The sequence below is a fragment of the Secundilactobacillus similis DSM 23365 = JCM 2765 genome (assembly GCF_001311075.1).
GTDB classification, from domain to species: domain Bacteria; phylum Bacillota; class Bacilli; order Lactobacillales; family Lactobacillaceae; genus Secundilactobacillus; species Secundilactobacillus similis.
Window position 1 is genome coordinate 1 of record NZ_BBAD01000039.1, and the last position, 19,863, is coordinate 19,863.

The window sequence follows — 19,863 nt, forward strand, 5'->3', positions numbered from 1 at the left end:
AGAATCACTTCACAAACTAAACATGCTTACGCTGGACACAAACGACAACAAAAAAAGCCACCGTTACATACAGCAACGACGGCTTCATCATCTCTTGTTTAGTTAACGCTTTGCTTATCAGCCAAAGCTTCGATGTACTTAAACACTTGTTGTCCAGCAATGCCACCATCGCCGACTGCAGTGGTGATTTGGCGAAGGTCCTTCGCGCGAACGTCACCGATCGCGTAGATACCAGGAACCTTAGTTGCCATTTCGCCATCGGTTGGAATCCAGCCGATTTCGTCAGTAATGCCGAGGTCGCCGAATTCATCAGTCTTAGGTAAAATACCGACGTAAATGAAGACGCCACTAGCATCAATGGTTGATTCTTCGCCAGTTTGGTTGTTCTTGATTTTAACACCGGTCACCTTGTCATCGTCACCTAAAACTTCAGTAACGTTGGTGTTCCAAACAAAGTTCATCTTGTCGTTAGCAAATGCGCGGTCTTGTAAAATCTTTTGCGCGCGTAATTGATCGCGACGGTGAATAACCGTTACCTTGGAAGCAAGTTGAGTGAGGTAAAGGCCTTCTTCAATGGCTGAGTCGCCGCCACCAACGACGATGACTTCACGACCCTTAAAGAAGTTACCATCACAAACGGCACAGTACGACACACCCCGGCCACCATAGGCTTCTTCACCAGGAACACCGAGTTTACGGTATTCAGAACCAGTTGCAATCACAACGGCTTTGGCTTCAAACGTGTCGGAATCAGTTTTCACGATCTTAACGTCACCTTGATCAGTCACGCCTTCAACGTTGCCATAAGCATATTCAGCCCCAAACTGGGTTGCCCCTTGGTACATGTTTTGCGCCAAATCTGGCCCTAACACTGAGGAGAAACCGGGATAGTTCTCGATTGCCGCCGTGTTGTTCATTTGACCACCGTAAATACCGCGGTCAAGCATCAAAACGGACAAGTTCGCCCGAGAAGCGTATAAGGCTGCGGTCATCCCACCGGGACCCGCACCAATCACAATAACGTCGTACTGTTTTGCCATCTTTGTTCCCCTTTCACAACCCAATCCGTTGATTGAGTGCTTAATTTAATGATGTTTACTTTACTATCTTTTTGTAAGTTTGTCTATTACTTTGACTAGCCAACTGATTCAATTTGACTATCAGCTACTTGCGTTGGTCCTCTGCCAGTAACTGCTGGCCAATCTGTTCAAGGTATTGCCGCAATTCATCCTTCACTTCAGGATGTTGCAGGCCGTATTCGATATTCGTCTTCAACCAGCCAAACTTGTTGCCAACATCGTGCCGCTCGCCCTTGAATTCGTGGGCAAACACCCGCTGTGTCCGGTTTAACAAGTCAATTGCATCCGTTAACTGCACCTCGCCGCCCTTACCAGGGGCCGTGTGTTCCAGCGCGTCGAAAATTTCCGGATTGAACAAGTACCGACCGATAATTGCTAAATCAGAAGGGGCCTGTTCTGGGGTTGGCTTTTCGACAAAGTTCTTCACGTTGAAGAGTCCCGGCTTAACTTCTGCGGTTGGGTCGATCACGCCGTATTTGGCAGTATCTTCGTGCGGTACGCGCATAACGGCTAAGGTCGAGGCGCCCGTTTCCTGATAGCTATCGATCAACTGTTGGGTCAGTGGCACTTGATCATGCATCATGTCATCACCCAACATCACGACAAACGGTTCATTGCCAATAAAGGCCTTCGCCGTCAACACGGCGTCCCCTAACCCACGTGGGTGGGATTGGCGGATAAAATACAGGTTGATGTCCGTCGTCTCTTGAACCAGTTTCAGCATCTCGGTCTTGTGCTTCGCAATCAAGTTATCTTCCAATTCTGGATTGGAATCAAAGTGGTCTTCAATCGAGCGCTTACTCTTCCCGCTAACGATCACAATATCTTCAATGCCAGATTGGCGGGCCTCTTCAACGATAAACTGAATCGTTGGTTTGTCCACGATTGGGAGCATTTCCTTTGCCAATGCTTTAGTTGCCGGCAAGAAACGGGTGCCCAAACCAGCAGCTGGAATCACCGCTTTACGTACTTTCTTCATGCGTTTTGTCTCCTGAATCCTAAAATTCGGACCGGCCTTCACGTTGCATAAGGTCGGAGATGGCTTTACGAATATCCTTACCTTCGTAGAGCACTTGGTAAATGGCTTCGGTAATTGGCATATCAACGCCACGTTGTTGGGCAAGTTCGTAAGCGGACTTCGTGGTTGCCACCCCTTCGATCACCATGCCCATGTGGTTGATAACGTCATCCAATGATTCACCGCGACCGAGTTCATCACCCGCCCGGTAGTTCCGTGAGTTTTGACTCGTCCCAGTGACGATAATGTCACCAACACCGGCTAAGCCAATGAAGGTTTGTGGGTTCGCACCAAACGAAGCACCCAAACGGGAAATTTCAGCTAAACCACGGGTCATCAAAGCGGCCTTGGCGTTGTCGCCGTAACCTAATCCGTTCAATGCCCCAGTGCCAAGCGCAATGATGTTCTTCAAAGCCGCCGCAATTTCGACGCCAATCACGTCACTGTTGGTGTAAACCCGGAAGTAGTTGTTCATGAATAAGTCTTGAACGTGCTTAGCGGCATTCAAGTCCGCACTAGCAGCCGTCACTAAGGTTAAATCCTTCTTGGCAACATCTTCAGCGTGACTTGGGCCTGATAACACCGTGATCGAGCTCCGGTAGGCACTTGGAATTTCTTCCGCTAAAATTTCGGAAACGCGCTTGTAGGTGTTTTGTTCGATCCCCTTGCTAGCGTGAACCAAAGCTGGTCGGCTATTTAGAGCTTCCAACGCCGCTTTGACTTCACCTGCAACTGATCGAACCGCCTTCGTTGGTACCACGAATAGCACCGTTTCAGCACCGGTTAACGCCGTCTTCAAATCTGCATAAGCCTTAAGCGTATCCGAGAAAGTAAAATTCTGAATGTAGTGGCTGTTGGTGTGCTTTTCGTTGAGTTCAGCGACCTGCTCTGGTTTGTATGACCAGAGTGCCACATCGTGCCCATTTTCATCTAACAAGTTTGCCAAAATACTGCCCCATGAACCTGCGCCTAAAACTGCAATTTTTTCAGACATAGTTAACGCTCCTTGTTTTTTGCCAATTTGGCTTTTTTAGTGAATGGATTGCCATCAAGGTACATCGGTACTTGGCTTCCCAGCCGGCGCCGATAAACAATAATGGCGATCGCCCCAACAAATAAAACAACTGAAAGTAGCTGTGATACACGAATCGTGTTAAATAACATCAAACTATCCGTTCGCATGCCTTCAATGAAGAAGCGACCGAATGAGTACCAGATGACATAGCTTAAAAAGACTTCTCCCTGCTTAAACAGGTCCTTGCGGTGCCGTAACGTCATCAAGACGATAAACCCGAGAATGTCCCAGGTTGATTCGTACAGAAACGTCGGCTGCCGGTAAGCGCCATCAATTAACATTTGCGAAATAAGCCAGTGGGGTAAGTGAAGGCCTTGTAAAAAGCTCAGACTGGTGATCTGACCAAAGGCTTCCTGATTCATAAAGTTGCCCCACCGGCCAATTCCTTGGGCCATGATGACGGTTGGCGCTGCAATGTCTAACATCAGCCAAACTGGGATAAACCGCGATCGGCAGAAGAAGTAAACCACTAGTCCTGCCCCAATTAACGACCCGTAAATCGCGATGCCACCATCCCAAATTCGAATAATTTCACCAAGATGTTGGCTGTAGTAAGGCCATTCAAACGCCACGTAGTACGTTCGCGCCGCAATAATTGCAACGGGTAACGCCCACAAAATCATATCGTAAATATCGTCCGGATCAACGCCGCGTCGCTTGCCTTCTCGGACTGCCAGTGTCACCGCAATAATAACGGCACTCGCAATAAACAACCCGTACCAATGGACCTCGATTGGACCCAAATGAAACGCGATCGGGTTTAACGCTGCCATGATTCCCTGCAAGGGTGCCACCTCTTAACTTTTCCATGAATTAAATTTAAAATCAAGCTTTTTTACCTGACTTATTTTTCTTTGAATTCTGTTGAATCAGTCGGTTCAAGTTTTCATCGAAGACTTTGGTTGCATCGTAACCCATTGAGCGCGCCCGGAAGTTCATTGCGGCCGCTTCAATGATGATGGCTAAATTTCGCCCAGTCTTAACTGGAATCGAAATCTTAGGCACGACAACATCAAAGATTTTTTGTGTCTCATCACCGTTACCCAGTCGATCAAACCGCTTATCCGGTGACCAAGCTTCTAGGTGAACGATCAGATCAATATCGGTTTCACTCCGAACGGCGCCGGCACCAAAGAGGTTCATGACATCGATGATCCCGATTCCGCGAATCTCCAATAAATGAGCCAAAATTGCGGGGGCTTCTCCAACCAGAGTCTGTTCGTCTTGTTGGAAGACTTCAACACGGTCATCGGCAATCAATCGGTGCCCCCGTTTAACCAGTTCCAACGCCGTTTCACTCTTCCCAACACCAGAGTCACCGGTAATCAAAACCCCGACCCCGTAAATATCGACCAGCACACCGTGCAGTGACTGGCGTTCAGCAACTTGCCTTCAAGGTAGTTGGTCATGTTACTCAACACCCGCGACGTCGTCATCTTAGTTCCTAAAATGGGAATTCCAGATTCCTTAGCCGCCTGTAAAAGTTCCTCAGGTGGTTCCAATTGCGTTGAAATCACAAAGGCCGGTGTTTCTGGTTGACACATTTGCCGCATGACATCTAATAACTCATCATGCGACATGCCCTTTGCAAAGGATGTTTCGGTAATACCAAGTAGTTGAACCCGCTTAGCTGGGTAGTAGTTAAAATACCCCGTTAATTCAAGTCCTGGTCGTGAGATATCACTCGTGGTAATGTCCCGGTCGTCCAACAAATCCTCGCCGTAATAGACGTCTAGACGAATATTATCGACTAAATCGGCAACGGTTACACTTTCTGCCAAAGCTGTCCCTCCTTCAAATCGTCAATCGCTGATACCAGTTTAACACGTTTTCACGTTAAATAGCTTTTAATCCGATCGATCTTGATGCCCAACGTAACTCGATAAAATGGCATTACAAAGTGACATCAAAACGGCAATCAGCATGGACATGCCAAACGATGAGAATCGGAAGTTCGCACCAACAAAAAACGAGGTTAATTGTAACATCAAGCCGTTGATCACAATACTAAACAAGCCAAGGGTAATTACCGTAATTGGTAACGATAATATCATTAAAATTGGCTTTACCGCGGCATTTAAAAGTGCCAATACTAGGCTTGCCAAAAGTGCGACCCAGACACTCGACACGTAAAAATCCGCTTTAAAGAAACCAGCGAGCGCCATAAACAAAACTGCATTAATGATGATTCTTAGCCAAAATTTCATTCAACTGACCTCACTTTTTATCAGAATCCTCTTCGGTGACATCGTGGAGTTCCTTACGCGTCGACTGACCCGTCTTCGGACCGCCAAACCCGCCGAAAAACGAAGACCGTTGCGTGTCAACGTCATCGTGGATCAACACCGTCAACAAGAGGTAAATCAACAGGCCAAAGACAACGTGACCCGGAAAAATCGTCAATATCACAAAGATGATCCGAACCAACGTCGCATCGATGCCAAAGTATTCAGCAATCCCGCCCAATACCCCGGTCAAAATCCGGTTGGACGACCGCTTTAAACGTCGTTTTCCTTTCACTAGTATCACCTCATTTCTGCTTAATTCTCCCACTTAAAGAATAGATAAAGTTGGGGCTTAACGCAAGTGTTTTAGCGTAAGTGTGCGGAGCGAGGCGGTCAGAAGGCGGCGTGTAACGGTCTCTAAGGTAAACTACCGGGTTTTGGTAGTTTGGCTTAGAGACCGTTACACATAGCCTTTTGCCTCACGCAGCACCATTCGGCGTGGTGGCCAGAAAGCGCGTGGTTGACAAGCTTCTACAACTTCAGGAACCCTAGAAATAACAGTTTAAGTGGCGCCGAATTTTGTAGTCTGAACGAGCGCTTTTCAATGCGGCTTTGGCAAGCGAAGCGACGACAAACAGCCAACACCAAAACCGCACCTAACCCTTACACTGGACATAATCAACAAAACCCGACCAACCAAAATTGGCCAGTCGGGTTTCATCCGTCATCAAGAACGATTTATTGCATTAACTTCAATTCAACGATTTTACCCGTCTTCAAGTAAATGATCCATTCGCCGACGTTGATCATATAGTCCGCGATGCGAATTAAATCAGCCGCAACTCGGTTATACGTGATTGCCGCAACGACCACTTCTGGATCTTGCTGAATCTGACCATAGCTTTCACGAATGATCTCGTTGCTGTAGTCCGCCAACTGACTGTTCAGCGTTAATAAGTCACGCGCAGCTTGTTCGTCCTTATCAACGTAAGCCTGAATGGCATTTTGAACCATCTTCATCGTTAGCTGACCCATTTCGGCCAACTGACTTTCAATCTTAGCTGCCCGGGTCTTGCCCTTCACTTCAATGGTTGAATGGGCAATGTTACGTGCATGATCCCCTGCGCGTTCCAAGTCGGATACAGCTTTAAGGATTGTCACCACTTCTCGTAGATCAGTCGTAACCGGCTGGTAAAGCGCAATGATCTCAAAGGATTTGGCTTCAAGCTTAATTTCACGCTCGTTAATGGCGTGGTCGTTATCAATAATCGACTGTGCCGCCTGACGATCGTGGTCAATAAACGCGGCTACCGACTGCTGAATGACGTTGCTGACCAGCATCCCCATTTCGGTAAAGCCGTTGTCTAACTTATCTAGTTCTTCTTCAAATAAACGTCTCACTGGGTCTCCTCCTTCGTGGGGTTAGCCGAATCGGCCACTAATGTAATCTTCGGTGGCTTTTTTAGCTGGGTTCATAAAAATCTTTTTCGTATCATCAACTTCGACAATTTCGCCATCCATAAAGAAGGCGGTGCGATCCGCAATTCGAGAAGCTTGCTGCAGATTATGAGTTACCGTGATGATGGTGTAATCGGTTCTTAATTTTAACAAAGTTGATTCAATCTGACTACTAGAAATCGGATCCAAGGCACTGGTGGGTTCGTCCATCAAGATAATTTCTGGTGAAACGGCCAATACACGCGCGATGCAGACCCGCTGTTGTTGCCCACCTGATAGCGATAGCGCACTGTCGTGGAGCTTATCTTTTACTTCGTCCCAGACCGCGGCCTGCTTCAAGCTCGTTTCGACGATGTGATCCAGTTCGTCACGTTTCATTTTGCCGGCAATGTTCAACCCAAAGGCGACGTTATCGTAGACCGAAAATGGAAAAGGGTTGGGTTGCTGGAACACCATGCCAACTTGTTTTCGCAACGTCACTAAATCGGTTTGCGGCGCATAAATGTTTTGCCCCTTCAACTTAATATCCCCGGTCACCGTAACGCCCGGAATCAGATCGTTCATTCGGTTAAGGGTTCGCAAATACGTCGATTTACTCGATCCAGATGGTCCAATCAAGGCCGTGATGCCCTTCTCTTCAAACGAGAGGTCGATGCCCTTTAAGGCTTCTTTTTTACCATAGTATACGTGCACGTCATGGGTCTCTAAAATGGTTGTCATCGCGTCCTCCTAACCGAAATCGCCGGCGACATAGTTGTTGGTCAATTGAACCTTTGGCCGGGTGAAAATCTTTGATGTCACGTTGTACTCTAACGCACGGCCTAAGTTAAAAAATGCCGTGTAGTCACTGATACGCGCCGCCTGTTGCATGTTATGCGTTACGATAATGATCGTGTATTGATCCTTTAACTGCGTCAGCGTTTCTTCTAGTTTACCAGTTGAAACTGGATCTAGGGCACTGGCAGGTTCGTCCAACAGCAAAATATCTGGTTTGACGGCGACTGCTCGGGCGATACAAAGCCGTTGTTGTTGGCCACCTGACAGGGCTAAGGCACTCTTATTCAGGTCATCTTTAACTTCATCCCAGAGTGCGGCTTGCTTTAAGCTGGTTTCGATGATTTCGTCGAGTTGTTGTTTATCGTTCATCCCCCGACGACGAAGGGCGAACGCAATGTTTTCGTAAATGGATTTGGAAAACGGGTTCGGTCGTTGAAACACCATCCCAATTCGGCGGCGCATCTCGTACACGTCGATTTGCGGTTGGTTCACGTCAACGCCCCGGTAAAGGATCTGGCCGGTTACCCGAGCAACGCCGTCATTCATCCGGTTCAGCGACCGTAAATAAGTCGACTTGCCAGAACCGGATGGTCCAATCAGCGCCGTGATCTGGTGTTCAGCAAACTTCAAATCACCTTCGTGCAAGGCCTCATGGTCACCGTAATAAACGTGTAGGTCCTTGGTTTCCAGAATGATATTGGTATCGTTTTTTAGGCTTGGATCAACAATGTTGCGTTCCAGCCATTGATCACCAGGATGTGGGCTAGTTGGATTAATGAGCATAACGGGTCTCCCTTTCTCAATCGTGTTAATTATTGGGCTGCTGTGAGTTTCTTAAAGAGTCGTTTACCGACGAAGCGCGCCAGTAAATTGAAGATGAGGACTGCAATCACCAACACGGCTGAAGCGCCGGAGGACACAGCCTTTGCGTCTGGCATGATACCTTCAGAGTTAATTTTCCAAATGTGAACGGCTAAGGTTTCGGCCGGGCGCATTGGGTTCAACGGACTGGTGAGGTTAAATGGATTCCAGTCGGTAAAATCAAGCGCGGGCGCACTTTGCCCCGCCGTAAAGATGAGGCAGCAGCTCCCCGAAGATTCGACCAGCACTCAAGATGACCCCAGTCAGGATACTTGGCAATGCGGCTGGCACGATGATTCGGGTGACCGTTTCCCACTTGGAAAGGCCTAAGGCGAGGCCGCCTTCCCGCTGGGCATTTGGTACCGCGGCAAGTGATTCTTCGATGCTTCTGGTTAATAGTGGTAAGTTAAACAGCGTCAGTGCAAAGGCACCGGATAAAATTGAGAACCCGAAGTCAAACCGGACCACGAAGATCAAGAAACCGAATAAGCCGACAACAACGGATGGTAACGAGCTCAAAATTTCAATCGCCGTGCGAACCAGGTTCGTGACCCAGTTTTTCTTGGCATACTCATTTAGGTAAATTCCGGCACCAAGCGCGATTGGAAATGAAATCAGCATGGTTAACAATAACAGGTAAAACGAGTTAAAAAGCTGAATGCCAACCCCACCACCGCTGGTAAAGGCCTTCGCTGGGGTGGTTAGAAAGTGCCAACTCAGATGGTAAGCCGCTGATGATGATGTACCCCAACAGAAGTGCCAGAATTAAAACGATGGTCCCGGCAATACCATAAAGGGTGCCGATTGCGAGTTTGTTAGCTGTTTTTGGATTCATTTCGTCATGGCTCCCTTCCGACCAATCAACCGGATAACTAGGTTAAAGATCAGTGACATCGTTAATAGGACTAAGGCAAGTGACCACAGGGCGTTATTTTGCATCGAGCCCATCACCGTGTTCCCGATACCGGTTGTCAGTACTGAAGTCAGTGTTGAGGCTGGTGATACTAGGCCACTTGGCAGTAATGCCGCGTTCCCGATGACCATTTGAACGGCCAGTGCTTCACCGAAGGCCCGCGCCATTCCGAACACGATTGCGGTTAACATCCCCGGCGTTGCGGCTCGCAGCACCACTTTATAGATGGTTTGCCACTGCGTTGCCCCCAGCGCTAAGGCCGCTTCACGGTAAAATCGTGGTACCGAGCGGAGCGCATCGACTGTCATTGATGTCACCGTTGGTAGGATCATCACGAACAGCACGAACGTCCCTGACAGAATTCCAAACCCGCTACCGCCAAATAAATGACGAACAGTGGGAACGACAACGGTCAACCCGATAAACCCATACACAACGGAGGGAATCCCCACCAGTAATTCGGTCACTGGTTGGAGAATTTTAGCGCCCTTCTTAGGCGAAATTTCAGTCATAAAGATGGCTGTGCCAATCGCGAACGGGGTTGCCAGCAACGCTGACAGAATCGTCACAATAAACGATCCGGCAATCATTGGTAACGCTCCGGCTTCAGGCTTGCCATTGGCATCCGTTACACTCGGGTTCCAAACCTTCCCGGTCAAGAAATCAACGATGTTGACGTGGTTACTAAAGAAGGTGGAAAGTCCCTTAGACGCAACGAAGATGATGATGGCAAATACCGCCAGAGTGATAATCATCAGGGCTAAAAAACTGATTCCCTTCCCAAACTGTTCCAAGCGAGCCGCTTTTGAACGCTTTAATAGCTGTGCTTTTAACTTTTTATTCATGTGCGTCCCCCACTTGCTTGACTGTCCCATCAACATCCCGCGTAATGTGCATCTCTGACATCCCGATGTAGCCTAATTGATGAACTAACGTTGTTTGGATGTGTGGTGATTGAATGTACTTAATAAATTTTTTCGTTAATGCATTCGGTTGTTTGCCCGTATACATGTGTTCGTACGACCAAATTGGCCAGCGATTCGTTACCACGTTCGCATCCGTTGGGGCCACGTTATTCAACGTAATTGACTGAACGGTGTGATCCACGTACGAAAAACCAACGTAACTAATTGCCCCAGGCGTGGTGGCAACGATTTGACGAACCATCCCAGATGAATCCTGTTCCTGAGCTGGCAGGCTTTGGTGTCCCTTTAATGCCCAGCGTTCAAAGGTTGAGCGAGTCCCACTCCCTTGCGCCCGGTTTAAAATCACGATTTTTTGGTTGTGACCACCAACTTGTTGCCAGTTGGTCACCTTTCCCGTAAAGATTTGAATCAGTTGTGATGTCGTTAAATGCGTCACACCCGTTTTTTTATTAACAATTGGCGTAATCCCGATCACCGCCACGCGATGATCCTTTAACCGATTCGCAGTGATGCCCTTTTGTTCTTGAGCAAAACGTCGGCGTTCCCAACGTCAACGGCTCCTTCTTGAACCTGACTTAAGCCGGTCCCAGAGCCACCACCCTGCACATTGATAAAGGTGCCAAGGTGTTGACTGGTGTATCTTCACCAGCCGCTTCGACCAATGGTTGTAGCGCCGTAGAACCTACGGCGGTAATCGTCATATTTGTTTTATTAACATGTCGGGTCTGGTAACCCCAGCTCCCGAACCCAATCAGGGCAACAAGTAACAGTAGTTGTAACCACCGCTTTTTTGGCATGTCCGTTCCTCCCATATCCGCTTTCAAGAACTACTATATCAAGCCAATGTAAAGGTTAGGTACAGTTCTTTGTAAAGGTTATGTAAAGGTAGCGTGTGAAAACCGGCGTTTAGAAGGTGGTATGTAACGTGCCCTAAGTAAAGCTACCCAAAACCGGTAGCTTTACTGATGGCCCGTTACATATTAACCTTCTGCCGGTTTTCACACGTTTCGGCGTGGCTGTCTTAAGGCCTCATAGATGACAACTAACTCTCACTCCAGGAACCCCAAGAAACCCCAGCCAGCTCAAGCCGAAAATTCGTTGCCTCATACTGGCCGTTGCCTAAACCGTTAAATCCAATAGTCGCCCAATAAAAAAGAGCCAAACGGCAACTCACCGTCCAACTCTTCAACATCTTATTAACCAATCTCAAACTAATTCGCCGCCATCGACTCAGCATCCCCAGCAACCGTCACCGGAAACTGCACCGTAAAGGTACTCCCGACCCCACGTTGACTCGTCACACTGATTTGACCATTCAGTGACTTCACCAACTCCGACACGATTGCCAGACCGAGGCCGGTTCCGCTAACCACTTGTTTATTACGGGAAGGATCAACACGGTAGAACCGCTCGAAGATGCGCGCCTGTTCTGCCTGCGCAATTCCGATACCGGTATCCGTCACACTCAACGACCAGTTGGTATCGTCTGCTTGATAAGCGACCGTTACTGAGCCGCCCTCCCGGTTATATTTAATGGCGTTTGACAACAGGTTTTTAACGATCTGGGTCAGTTTCTTTTCATCCGTGTACTGTTGCGCCGTAGCGGGTACCTGGTCAATAACCCGCAACTGTTTCATCGCCGCCAACTGTTGCATAACGTTTTCCTGTTCAGTGACCAACGCAGCCACATCAACTTGCGTCCGATTCTGTGTTGACACTGATTGCGACTCAATTCGCGAAATCGCCAACACGTCTTGAATCAACTCCGTCAACCGACGACTTTCCCGTTGAATGATACCTAAAAATTCGGTCAACGTTTCTGGATCATCCTTCGCGCCAGCCAACAGCGTTTCCGCAAAGCCCGAAATGGCCGTCACTGGTGTCTTTAACTCATGGGAAGCATTGGAAATAAAGTCCATCTGCATCTTTTCAACGGCGTAGATTTCCGTCACATCGTACAACAACACTAAGATTTGGAAGAAATCCTCAGTCGTTGACGTATACACCACCGAAGCCTCCACTTTTTTATCAGTGGGCACGTTGGTCAGCGTCATCACCCGCCGCCGAGACTGCTTGTCATTGATGACTTCGCCAATCAATGAAATTAATTCAAACTGGTGAATATCCTGCGAATACGGGTGCCGCCGGGGACTAATTTCGGTCTGCAGAAATTCCGCCATCGCATCGTTTGCCATCTCAACCTTTCGATACCGGTCGATCACCATGACGCCGATTGGCAAATAAGCCAACAAGAGCCGTAATTCTTCGGTCTGCTGATTCATTTCCCGAAGTAACTTTTGCTGGTGAGTCTGCAATCGATTGATTGCCATTGCGAGTTCGTAATAGTCATCATCCGTCCGCAACAAAATATGGGCGGGTTTCTTATCATGAAGCATCCCCTCAACCTTGTTGGTCATGGAGATCACGGGTTGTTGTCGATGACGAAATAACCAGCTGACAACCGCCAATTCACCGGCAGCAACCAGTAGATTCAGTAACAATAACCCCCGAAGCTGACTCCCGGTCAACTGATGACCGATCAACACTTCGGTCACAATAAACCCAACGATCACGTTGATCACAAATAGTTCAATGAAGCCCAAACCAAACCGTTTAATCATTTTGCGGTGCCTCAAAGCGGTAACCAAATCCCCGCACCGTCTTCAAATAAGCCGGGTTCTTAGGATCCGTTTCAATCTTATCCCGTAAATGGGAAATATGAATATCAACCATCCGGGACTGACCGGCGTAGTCAAAGCCCCACACGCCTTCGAGCAGCTGATCGCGTTTTAACACTTGATTTGGCCGCTGTACAAGGTAGAGTAACAACTCAAACTCCTTGGGTGTTAGCTTGATTGGCCGTTGATCGATCATCACACTGACGGTATTGGGATCCACTTCGATCCCACCAATTCGAATCACATCATCATTGGCCGGCATTCCGGCGCCAGTCGTTGCAACACTAACCGGTTGTGCGCGCCGTAGCACCGCCTTCAACCGCGCAATCACTTCCCGGGGGCTAAAGGGTTTCGTAATGTAATCATCAGCCCCAAGTTCCAACCCAAAAATTTTATCAAATTCATCCGTTTTAGCCGTAATCATAATAATTGGTGTGCTGACCCGTTCTTGACGCAGTTTCTTAGTCACTTCCACGCCATCAAGTCCGGGCAACATCAAGTCGAGTAAAATCGCGTCAAAGTCGTCGTTCATCGCTAATTGAACTGCTTCAACGCCGTTGGTTGCAGTGACGACCTCGTAGTTCGCCGCTTTCAGATTATAAGTCAGTAACGTTACAATTGCCGGTTCGTCATCGACAACTAAAACTCTTTGCATAACTAAATCCTCCCCGGGGTCCGATACACATCAGCCCAATCCTCTCTTACGCCAACATCTCTTATGCTAATCTCTAAAAACAACAATGCCAATTTCATGTGGTGCGCCAGCGAAAATCGCCGTTTCGGTTACTTTTAAATCCCCTTGTGGTGTTTGAATCTTCAAATGACAATAAGTCGGGTTAATCAGCAACGCCTTGTAGAATTCACTTTCAGAATTAACGGGTTGTTGATTACACGTGACAATGATATCACCCACCGAAATCGTCATCTTCGCCGCGGGGGTTTCCGGTTTAACGCCTAATACCCGAACCCCTCGGTCAACCTTCGAGAACCAAAACGATTGCCGGCGGTCCTGCCAACGCGTCCACAGTAGCACCAGCAGATACAACAGGTACATCCCCAGCACAACCGGTAAGAAGCTACCCTTAACCAAGAACGTCAGGCTACTCAAAAAGATACCTAAAACACCGATGCTGATCAACCACTTCGCCATTCGGCTTAGTCCAGAACGGGCCGTCTGCTTGAAGAAGGTCAGTCGCAATCCCAGCAACAGTGGCAAGAACAGCGGCGTCACTGTGTGCGTGCCGTACGCAAAGACTGGCCAAAAACTCAGGTGACTAGTAATCCAATCACCAGGTACAAAAATAAGGGTTGGCACCACTAATAATTCGTTAAAGCGGTAACCAGCGATCAACTTCCCCCGTTTTTGGGCAAAAATCTTTGGGGCGGCAAACTTACCACCGGTTCGGGCAACCCAAACGCCCATGATAATTAGTGCGATCACAAACAACAACAAAAGGTCGATCAGTGGTGTCCGGCCACCGTCGAGCCCGAATGGTTGACCAAGCGCCGCCAGTTGCGTTCCAAAGTCTGACTGCCCGAACTGGTCGTACAATAGCGCCGTTACAACCAAAATCGTCATCGACAATCCCGCTGCTGGTCCAATCAATACGCCGATCAACGCCACGCAACTGTAACCAATGACCCAGGCCACCGGTAATGTCAGTCCTAACACGATCGAAACGATGGAGGTAATCAGCCCATACAATAGGCTGAGCAGCAGGTAATGCCGAACCTCAAATTTGTCCCCATACACTGCGCTCCCAAATGATTTGCGCTCCGTCCGAATGCGCTTATCAGCCGTGAACCATTCTCGTAATAATCCGCCCCACCAAACTGGTTGTGCAACCAGGGTGAGAATCAACAATCCAATTTTCATCCGCAGACACCTATTTCCCATCAAGTCTTTAATTGCAGTATAGCATAAAATGGACCGCTTTCTTTATCCGAAAAATGCCGAGGGGCAATTCTCATTTATTTTCACCAAACAAGTGCCTTTACGAGTTGGATTGGTTTGGGTCGTTGAGCGTCTGGTGTTCGCCCAAGCTTCCGCCAGCTGCTTGACAATCTAAAAATCACGTTACCAATTTCAGAATCGAAATCGATAACGTGATCGTGTAATACGTTAAGTTAACTTCTCCGTTAATCCGGGTTCGCTTGTTCCAACTGATACTGCAGATAGGCGTTAATAAACGGATCTAAATCGCCGTCCATCACCGCTTGCCCGTTCCCAGTTTCGTAGTTGGTCCGGTGATCCTTGACCATGGTATAGGGGTGGAAGACGTAGGAGCGAATTTGTGAGCCCCAGCCAATTTCTAATTGGTCGCCTTCCAGCGCCGCCTTTTCCTTGGCCTTCTTTTCTTCTTCCAGTTCGTACAACTTGGCCTTCAACATGTTCATCGCCGTTTGCCGGTTTTGAAGTTGTGACCGTTGTGCTTGACTGGCTACAACGATCCCCGTTGGTTCGTGGGTGATTCGAACGGCACTGGAAGTCTTGTTGACGTGTTGACCACCAGCCCCGCTAGCCCGGTAAACATCAACTTTCAAGTCAGCCGGATTAATGTCCACTTCAACGGAATCATCCAGCTCAGGTAAAACGTCCACGGACGCAAACGAGGTGTGCCGCCGACCAGCCGAATCAAATGGTGAGATTCGAACCAAGCGGTGAACCCCTTTTTCAGAGCGCAAATACCCGTAGGCATTATGCCCCGAAATCAGCAACGTTACGCTGCTGATTCCGGCAACATCCCCCGGTTGATAATCCAACGTTTCAACCTTAAAGTTGTGCTGTTCTGCCCAACGGGTGTACATCCGTAGTAACATTGACCCCCAGTCTTGAGATTCAGTGCCACCAGCCCCCGGATGAATTTCGAGAATGGCGTTGTTGTGATCATATGGGCCGCTTAACAGCAAGTTCAGCCGATACTGTTGTAACTCTTGTTGAAGCTTTGCGTAGTCTTGTTCCACTTCCGCCTGCATCTCGGCATCCGGCGCTTCTTCAAGTAGTTCAATGGCAACTTGAATGTCATCTAGTTGACTGGTTAAGGACTCATACGAATCGACCTTGGTCTTCAACTGATTGTTTTCATCAATGAGCTTCTGGGCCGTTTCCTGATGGTCCCAAAAGCCGGGCTCCGCCATCTTAGACTCGTTGATCGAGATACTCTCGTTGAGGGCATCTAAGTCAAAGAGACCTCCCAAAGCCGGCGATTTCATCCGCAATGGCTTTTAACTGACGTTTAATGTCGCTTAGTTCCATTAATCATCACTCCATAAGTTGTATTTTTTGATAAAAAAGTGGGGTACCGAAAACTGACGTTTACGCTACCCCACCTCCTAACGATCTTTAATTAACGTCGCGCATTAACGCGTGATGTTTTGACGAATCTCAGACTTCATGAATAATCGGGTGGCATCGTAATCGATGTCGGCGATCATTTCTTCAAACATCCGGTAACCGTCTTGTTGGTATTCAACGAGCGGGTTCAATTGCCCGTAACCACGCAAGCCGATTGACGTTCTCAATTGGTCCATGATATCGATGTGATCCGTCCAGTGGGAGTCAACCACTCGTAAGATAACCACTTTTTCGAATTCCAACATTTGAGCTGGATCGTAAAGTTGTTCCTTCTTTTCTTGGTAAACCCCTTCGCCAAGGTCCATCAGAACCTTCTTGATTTCATCAGCGGTCTTGTCCTTAAAGTCGTCTAACTTAACTTTATCCGGACTAACCAGTGCTGAAATGGCAAAGTCGAGGATCGTACTTAAGTCCCAATCCTTTTGTTCACCCTGCGTATGCAGGTTAACCACGCGGTCAATGGTCCGTTCGATCATTGGCATGATCACCCAACGCAATGAGGTTTCTTCATTGATGATTTGGTTCCGTTGGCCATAAATGACCTCACGTTGGGCCCGCATCACGTCATCATATTGCAGCACGTTCTTCCGGGAATCGTAGTTGTTCCCTTCAACCCGCTTTTGCGCAGATTCAACTTGCTTACTAATCATCCGACTCTTGATGACGGCATCTTCGCCTTCAACGTTCATCCGTTCCAAGAAGCCCTTGACCCGGTCAGTCCCGAACCGACGCATCAAGTCGTCTTCAAGTGACAGGTAGAACTGAGTCAAACCAGGATCCCCTTGCCGGCCAGAACGGCCACGCAATTGGTTATCGATCCGTCGTGATTCGTGACGTTCAGTCCCTAAAACGACTAACCCGCCAATTTCACGGACGCCCGGTCCAAGCTTGATATCGGTCCCACGACCGGCCATGTTGGTGGCGATGGTAACGGCACCACGTTGACCGGCGTTCATGATGATATCGGCTTCCTTAGCATGGTTCTTAGCGTTCAAGACCACGTGAGGAATGCCGGCTTGGTCCAACATCTCAGACAGATATTCAGACGTTTCAACCGCCACAGTCCCGATCAACAATGGTTGACCCTTTTCATGGAGTTCTTTAATTCGGTTAGTAACCGCCTTAAATTTAGCTTCCAAGGTTGGGTACAAGACATCTGGTTCATCGATCCGGATAACGGGTTTGTTGGTTGGTACTGAAATAACTTCCATGTTGTAGATCTCACGGAATTCTTCAATTTCAGTCCGCGCCGTCCCAGTCATCCCGGCAAGTTTGCTGTACATCCGGAACAAGTTTTGGTAAGTGATGTTCGCCATGGTCTTGGACTCTTCTTGAATGTCCACGCCTTCTTTGGCTTCAATGGCTTGGTGCAAGCCGTCTGAGTAACGACGACCTTCCATTACCCGCCCAGTAAAGGAATCAACGATCTTGACTTCACCGTCATCGACCACATAATCCTTATCCAGCAGCATAATGAAGTTGGCCCGCAAAGCTTGATCCATATGGTGGGTCAAGGCTGTGTTATCCGTGTCGTAGAGGTTGTTTAAGTTGAAGTATTTTTCAGCTTTGGCAATCCCTTCTTCAGTTAAGGAAACACTCTTTGATTCCAAGTCGATCTTGAAATCAGTGTCTTCAGTTAAGGTCTTGGCAAACCGGTCCGTGCGTTGATACAACTGCGACGTGCCTTCCGCTTGACCTGAAATGATCAATGGCGTCCGGGCTTCATCAATTAAAATGGAGTCCACTTCGTCGACGATGGCAAAGTTCAGTGGGCGTTGCACCATATCTTCTTTATAAACGACCATGTTATCACGGAGGTAATCAAAACCGATTTCGGCGTTGGTTGAGTACGTGATATCGGCGTTGTAGGCGTCACGCTTATCTTCTGGTGACATTTCGGTTAAGTTCAACCCGACAGTCAAGCCCAACCAGTTATATAATTCACCCATTTCAGTGGCATCACGAGATGATAGGTATTCGTTAACCGTAACCACGTGAACCCCTTTGCCAGACAAGGCGTTTAAGTAAACGGGCATCGTGGCGGTCAAGGTCTTCCCTTCACCAGTCTTCATTTCGGCAATGTTACCTTCATGAAGCACGATCCCACCCATGATTTGAACGTGGAATGGGTATAACCCAAGGACCCGCTTGGCACCTTCCCGGGCAACCGCAAAGGCTTCCGGTAATAAGTCGTCCAGCGTTTCACCATCTTGGTAACGTTGCTGGAATTCGGGTGTTTTGGCTTTTAATTCGTCGTCTGATAGATCGGCGTATTCGGATGAATAGTTATTGACTTTATCAGCCAGTTTACTGATGCGTCGAAGTTCGCGCTTATCGCTTTCGACCCATCGTTTTAAAATATTGGCCATACTAAATTCCCTTCTATAGTGCGAGTTTTCATTCGGATGATTAATCCTTTAAGTCTAAATTGATTGCATACCAACTGCTAGTTTAACATTTCTAGGGTAGATTGAAAACTCATGTTAACTATTATAATTGATAAATTTTGGTGAGAACGGTTACAGAGTGTGAAATGGGGCGCTTAGAAGGTGGTAGCCAGAAAAAGAGAACGGAAACAAGCTTCAGTATGTGTGTGACTTGCGGAAAATAAAAGCATGACCCAAGTCGAAACAAACGTAGCCGCAATGAGCATCGCTGAAATACAAGTATTAACTGTGACGCCCCCTTATCCATCACCTTCTGCCCTTTACGTTTCGCAACACGGCAGCCTAAAAACATGCCACCCGCACCCAAAAAAAGTGCGTCTGAAGCAATTCAGCACACGCTTTTAACTGCAGCATCAAGTTTATCAAAAACTTTTCCAACACCTATCAATCACTGTTGTATACTAAACTAATCACGATTACATCAATAAAAAAGGAGTCTCACATGAAACTTACCCACCTACTCGCAACCACCACCATCATCGCCGGTTGCACCCTACTACTCACCCCAGCATCCGCCAACGCCGCCACCAAGTGGCACAATGGTACGCCAAAAGCCATTCGTGGCAACTGGTACCATAACGGTAGCAACAAAGCCTACCTGACTTACACGGCAACTAAGAGCATCGGTAACGTATTTGATAAATCAGATGCCGATAACACCTACTACAAAGAGATCGGCTACGGCCTTAAAAATATCAAATACAAGCAACTTAGCAAACGGGTCTACGAACTGACCGGCATTCAATACTCCCCCAAGGGAACGAAGGTGCAATTCGATGGCCAGCGGATGACCTATAAAGTGATGGCCGTTAGCAAGACCCAACTGCACTTCTACAAGGGTGGGTATCTGAAATATACCAGTAAGCCAACCTTTAAAATTGTGACTTCAAATCATACCTTTACGGATTAAACTGCAATCTCCGGGAGCATCGCTCTCGGAGATTTTTTATTTACTCCGACAGCCTTAACCCAACACCGCTTCCGACGCAAAAAATCGGAGCCAGTCTCAAACAGACTAACTCCGATTCTGATTTACAGGTTATTCAATTGA

16 protein-coding genes and 3 pseudogenes are annotated in these 19,863 nt (G+C 47.9%); 1 reads left to right on the forward strand and 18 read right to left on the reverse strand.

Annotated features, from left to right (window positions below; genetic code table 11):
• Positions 1 to 98 precede the first annotated feature (98 nt).
• The 18 genes and pseudogenes from trxB to secA form a co-directional block, all read right to left on the reverse strand.
• Entirely contained in the window at positions 99 to 1,040 is a 942-nt protein-coding gene (trxB, locus tag JCM2765_RS09570) for a thioredoxin-disulfide reductase (RefSeq protein ID WP_054736310.1), read from the reverse strand.
• Between the two features lie 124 nt (positions 1,041 to 1,164).
• Positions 1,165 to 2,058, reverse strand: coding sequence for a UTP--glucose-1-phosphate uridylyltransferase GalU (galU, locus tag JCM2765_RS09575; protein ID WP_054736312.1), 894 nt, complete (start codon positions 2,056 to 2,058; stop codon positions 1,165 to 1,167).
• A 19-nt stretch (positions 2,059 to 2,077) separates the two neighbouring features.
• Complete coding sequence (locus JCM2765_RS09580) at positions 2,078 to 3,091, reverse strand: NAD(P)H-dependent glycerol-3-phosphate dehydrogenase (RefSeq protein ID WP_054736314.1); 1,014 nt, start codon at positions 3,089 to 3,091, stop codon at positions 2,078 to 2,080.
• 2 nt (positions 3,092 to 3,093) lie between these two features.
• A complete protein-coding gene (gene lgt / locus JCM2765_RS09585; RefSeq protein WP_054736359.1) occupies positions 3,094 to 3,945 on the reverse strand; it encodes a prolipoprotein diacylglyceryl transferase in 852 nt (283 codons plus the stop codon).
• A 52-nt stretch (positions 3,946 to 3,997) separates the two neighbouring features.
• Positions 3,998 to 4,953 (reverse strand): annotated as a pseudogene (gene hprK / locus JCM2765_RS09590) (HPr(Ser) kinase/phosphatase).
• A gap of 66 nt (positions 4,954 to 5,019) precedes the next feature.
• Positions 5,020 to 5,379 (reverse strand): phage holin family protein, encoded by a 360-nt coding sequence (locus JCM2765_RS09595; protein WP_054736319.1) that lies wholly within the window; start codon positions 5,377 to 5,379, stop codon positions 5,020 to 5,022.
• 10 nt (positions 5,380 to 5,389) lie between these two features.
• Positions 5,390 to 5,692, reverse strand: a complete 303-nt coding sequence (locus JCM2765_RS09600; RefSeq protein ID WP_054736323.1) for a PspC domain-containing protein — start codon at positions 5,690 to 5,692, stop codon at positions 5,390 to 5,392.
• Between the two features lie 443 nt (positions 5,693 to 6,135).
• Positions 6,136 to 6,798 (reverse strand): phosphate signaling complex protein PhoU, encoded by a 663-nt coding sequence (gene phoU / locus JCM2765_RS09605; RefSeq protein ID WP_054736324.1) that lies wholly within the window; start codon positions 6,796 to 6,798, stop codon positions 6,136 to 6,138.
• 21 nt (positions 6,799 to 6,819) lie between these two features.
• A complete protein-coding gene (gene pstB / locus JCM2765_RS09610; protein WP_054736328.1) occupies positions 6,820 to 7,575 on the reverse strand; it encodes a phosphate ABC transporter ATP-binding protein PstB in 756 nt (251 codons plus the stop codon).
• 9 nt (positions 7,576 to 7,584) lie between these two features.
• The gene (gene pstB, locus JCM2765_RS09615) at positions 7,585 to 8,415 is read right to left on the reverse strand and encodes a phosphate ABC transporter ATP-binding protein PstB (protein ID WP_054736329.1); all 831 of its coding nucleotides are present in this window, start codon (positions 8,413 to 8,415) and stop codon (positions 7,585 to 7,587) included.
• A gap of 29 nt (positions 8,416 to 8,444) precedes the next feature.
• Positions 8,445 to 9,328 (reverse strand): annotated as a pseudogene (gene pstA / locus JCM2765_RS09620) (phosphate ABC transporter permease PstA).
• Positions 9,325 to 10,251 (reverse strand): phosphate ABC transporter permease subunit PstC, encoded by a 927-nt coding sequence (gene pstC, locus JCM2765_RS09625; protein WP_054736331.1) that lies wholly within the window; start codon positions 10,249 to 10,251, stop codon positions 9,325 to 9,327. Before pstC ends, pstA begins: the two are co-directional and overlap by 4 nt.
• A pseudogene (locus tag JCM2765_RS09630) lies at positions 10,244 to 11,129 on the reverse strand (phosphate ABC transporter substrate-binding protein PstS family protein). The gene pstC and the pseudogene JCM2765_RS09630 overlap by 8 nt, the downstream one beginning before the upstream one ends.
• A gap of 414 nt (positions 11,130 to 11,543) precedes the next feature.
• Complete coding sequence (gene pnpS / locus JCM2765_RS09635; protein ID WP_054736333.1) at positions 11,544 to 12,953, reverse strand: two-component system histidine kinase PnpS; 1,410 nt, start codon at positions 12,951 to 12,953, stop codon at positions 11,544 to 11,546.
• Entirely contained in the window at positions 12,946 to 13,665 is a 720-nt protein-coding gene (locus tag JCM2765_RS09640; protein WP_054736334.1) for a response regulator transcription factor, read from the reverse strand. Before JCM2765_RS09640 ends, pnpS begins: the two co-directional genes overlap by 8 nt.
• Positions 13,666 to 13,731: 66 nt before the next feature.
• A complete protein-coding gene (locus tag JCM2765_RS09645; RefSeq protein WP_054736336.1) occupies positions 13,732 to 14,886 on the reverse strand; it encodes a PDZ domain-containing protein in 1,155 nt (384 codons plus the stop codon).
• Positions 14,887 to 15,149: 263 nt separating this feature from the next.
• Positions 15,150 to 16,266 (reverse strand): peptide chain release factor 2 gene (gene prfB / locus JCM2765_RS09650; protein WP_156301754.1). Its coding sequence is split into 2 segments (ribosomal slippage): positions 15,150 to 16,205 and positions 16,207 to 16,266, totalling 1,116 coding nucleotides; the frame shifts between segments, so codons are not numbered across the junction.
• Between the two features lie 104 nt (positions 16,267 to 16,370).
• Positions 16,371 to 18,734 carry a preprotein translocase subunit SecA gene (gene secA / locus JCM2765_RS09655; protein ID WP_054736340.1) on the reverse strand — a complete coding sequence of 788 codons (2,364 nt, stop codon included), beginning with the start codon at positions 18,732 to 18,734 and terminating at the stop codon, positions 16,371 to 16,373.
• A gap of 520 nt (positions 18,735 to 19,254) precedes the next feature.
• On the opposite strand from secA, the gene JCM2765_RS09660 reads away from it, so the two are divergent.
• A complete protein-coding gene (locus JCM2765_RS09660) occupies positions 19,255 to 19,722 on the forward strand; it encodes a hypothetical protein (protein ID WP_054736343.1) in 468 nt (155 codons plus the stop codon).
• The last annotated feature ends 141 nt before the right edge of the window (positions 19,723 to 19,863 follow it).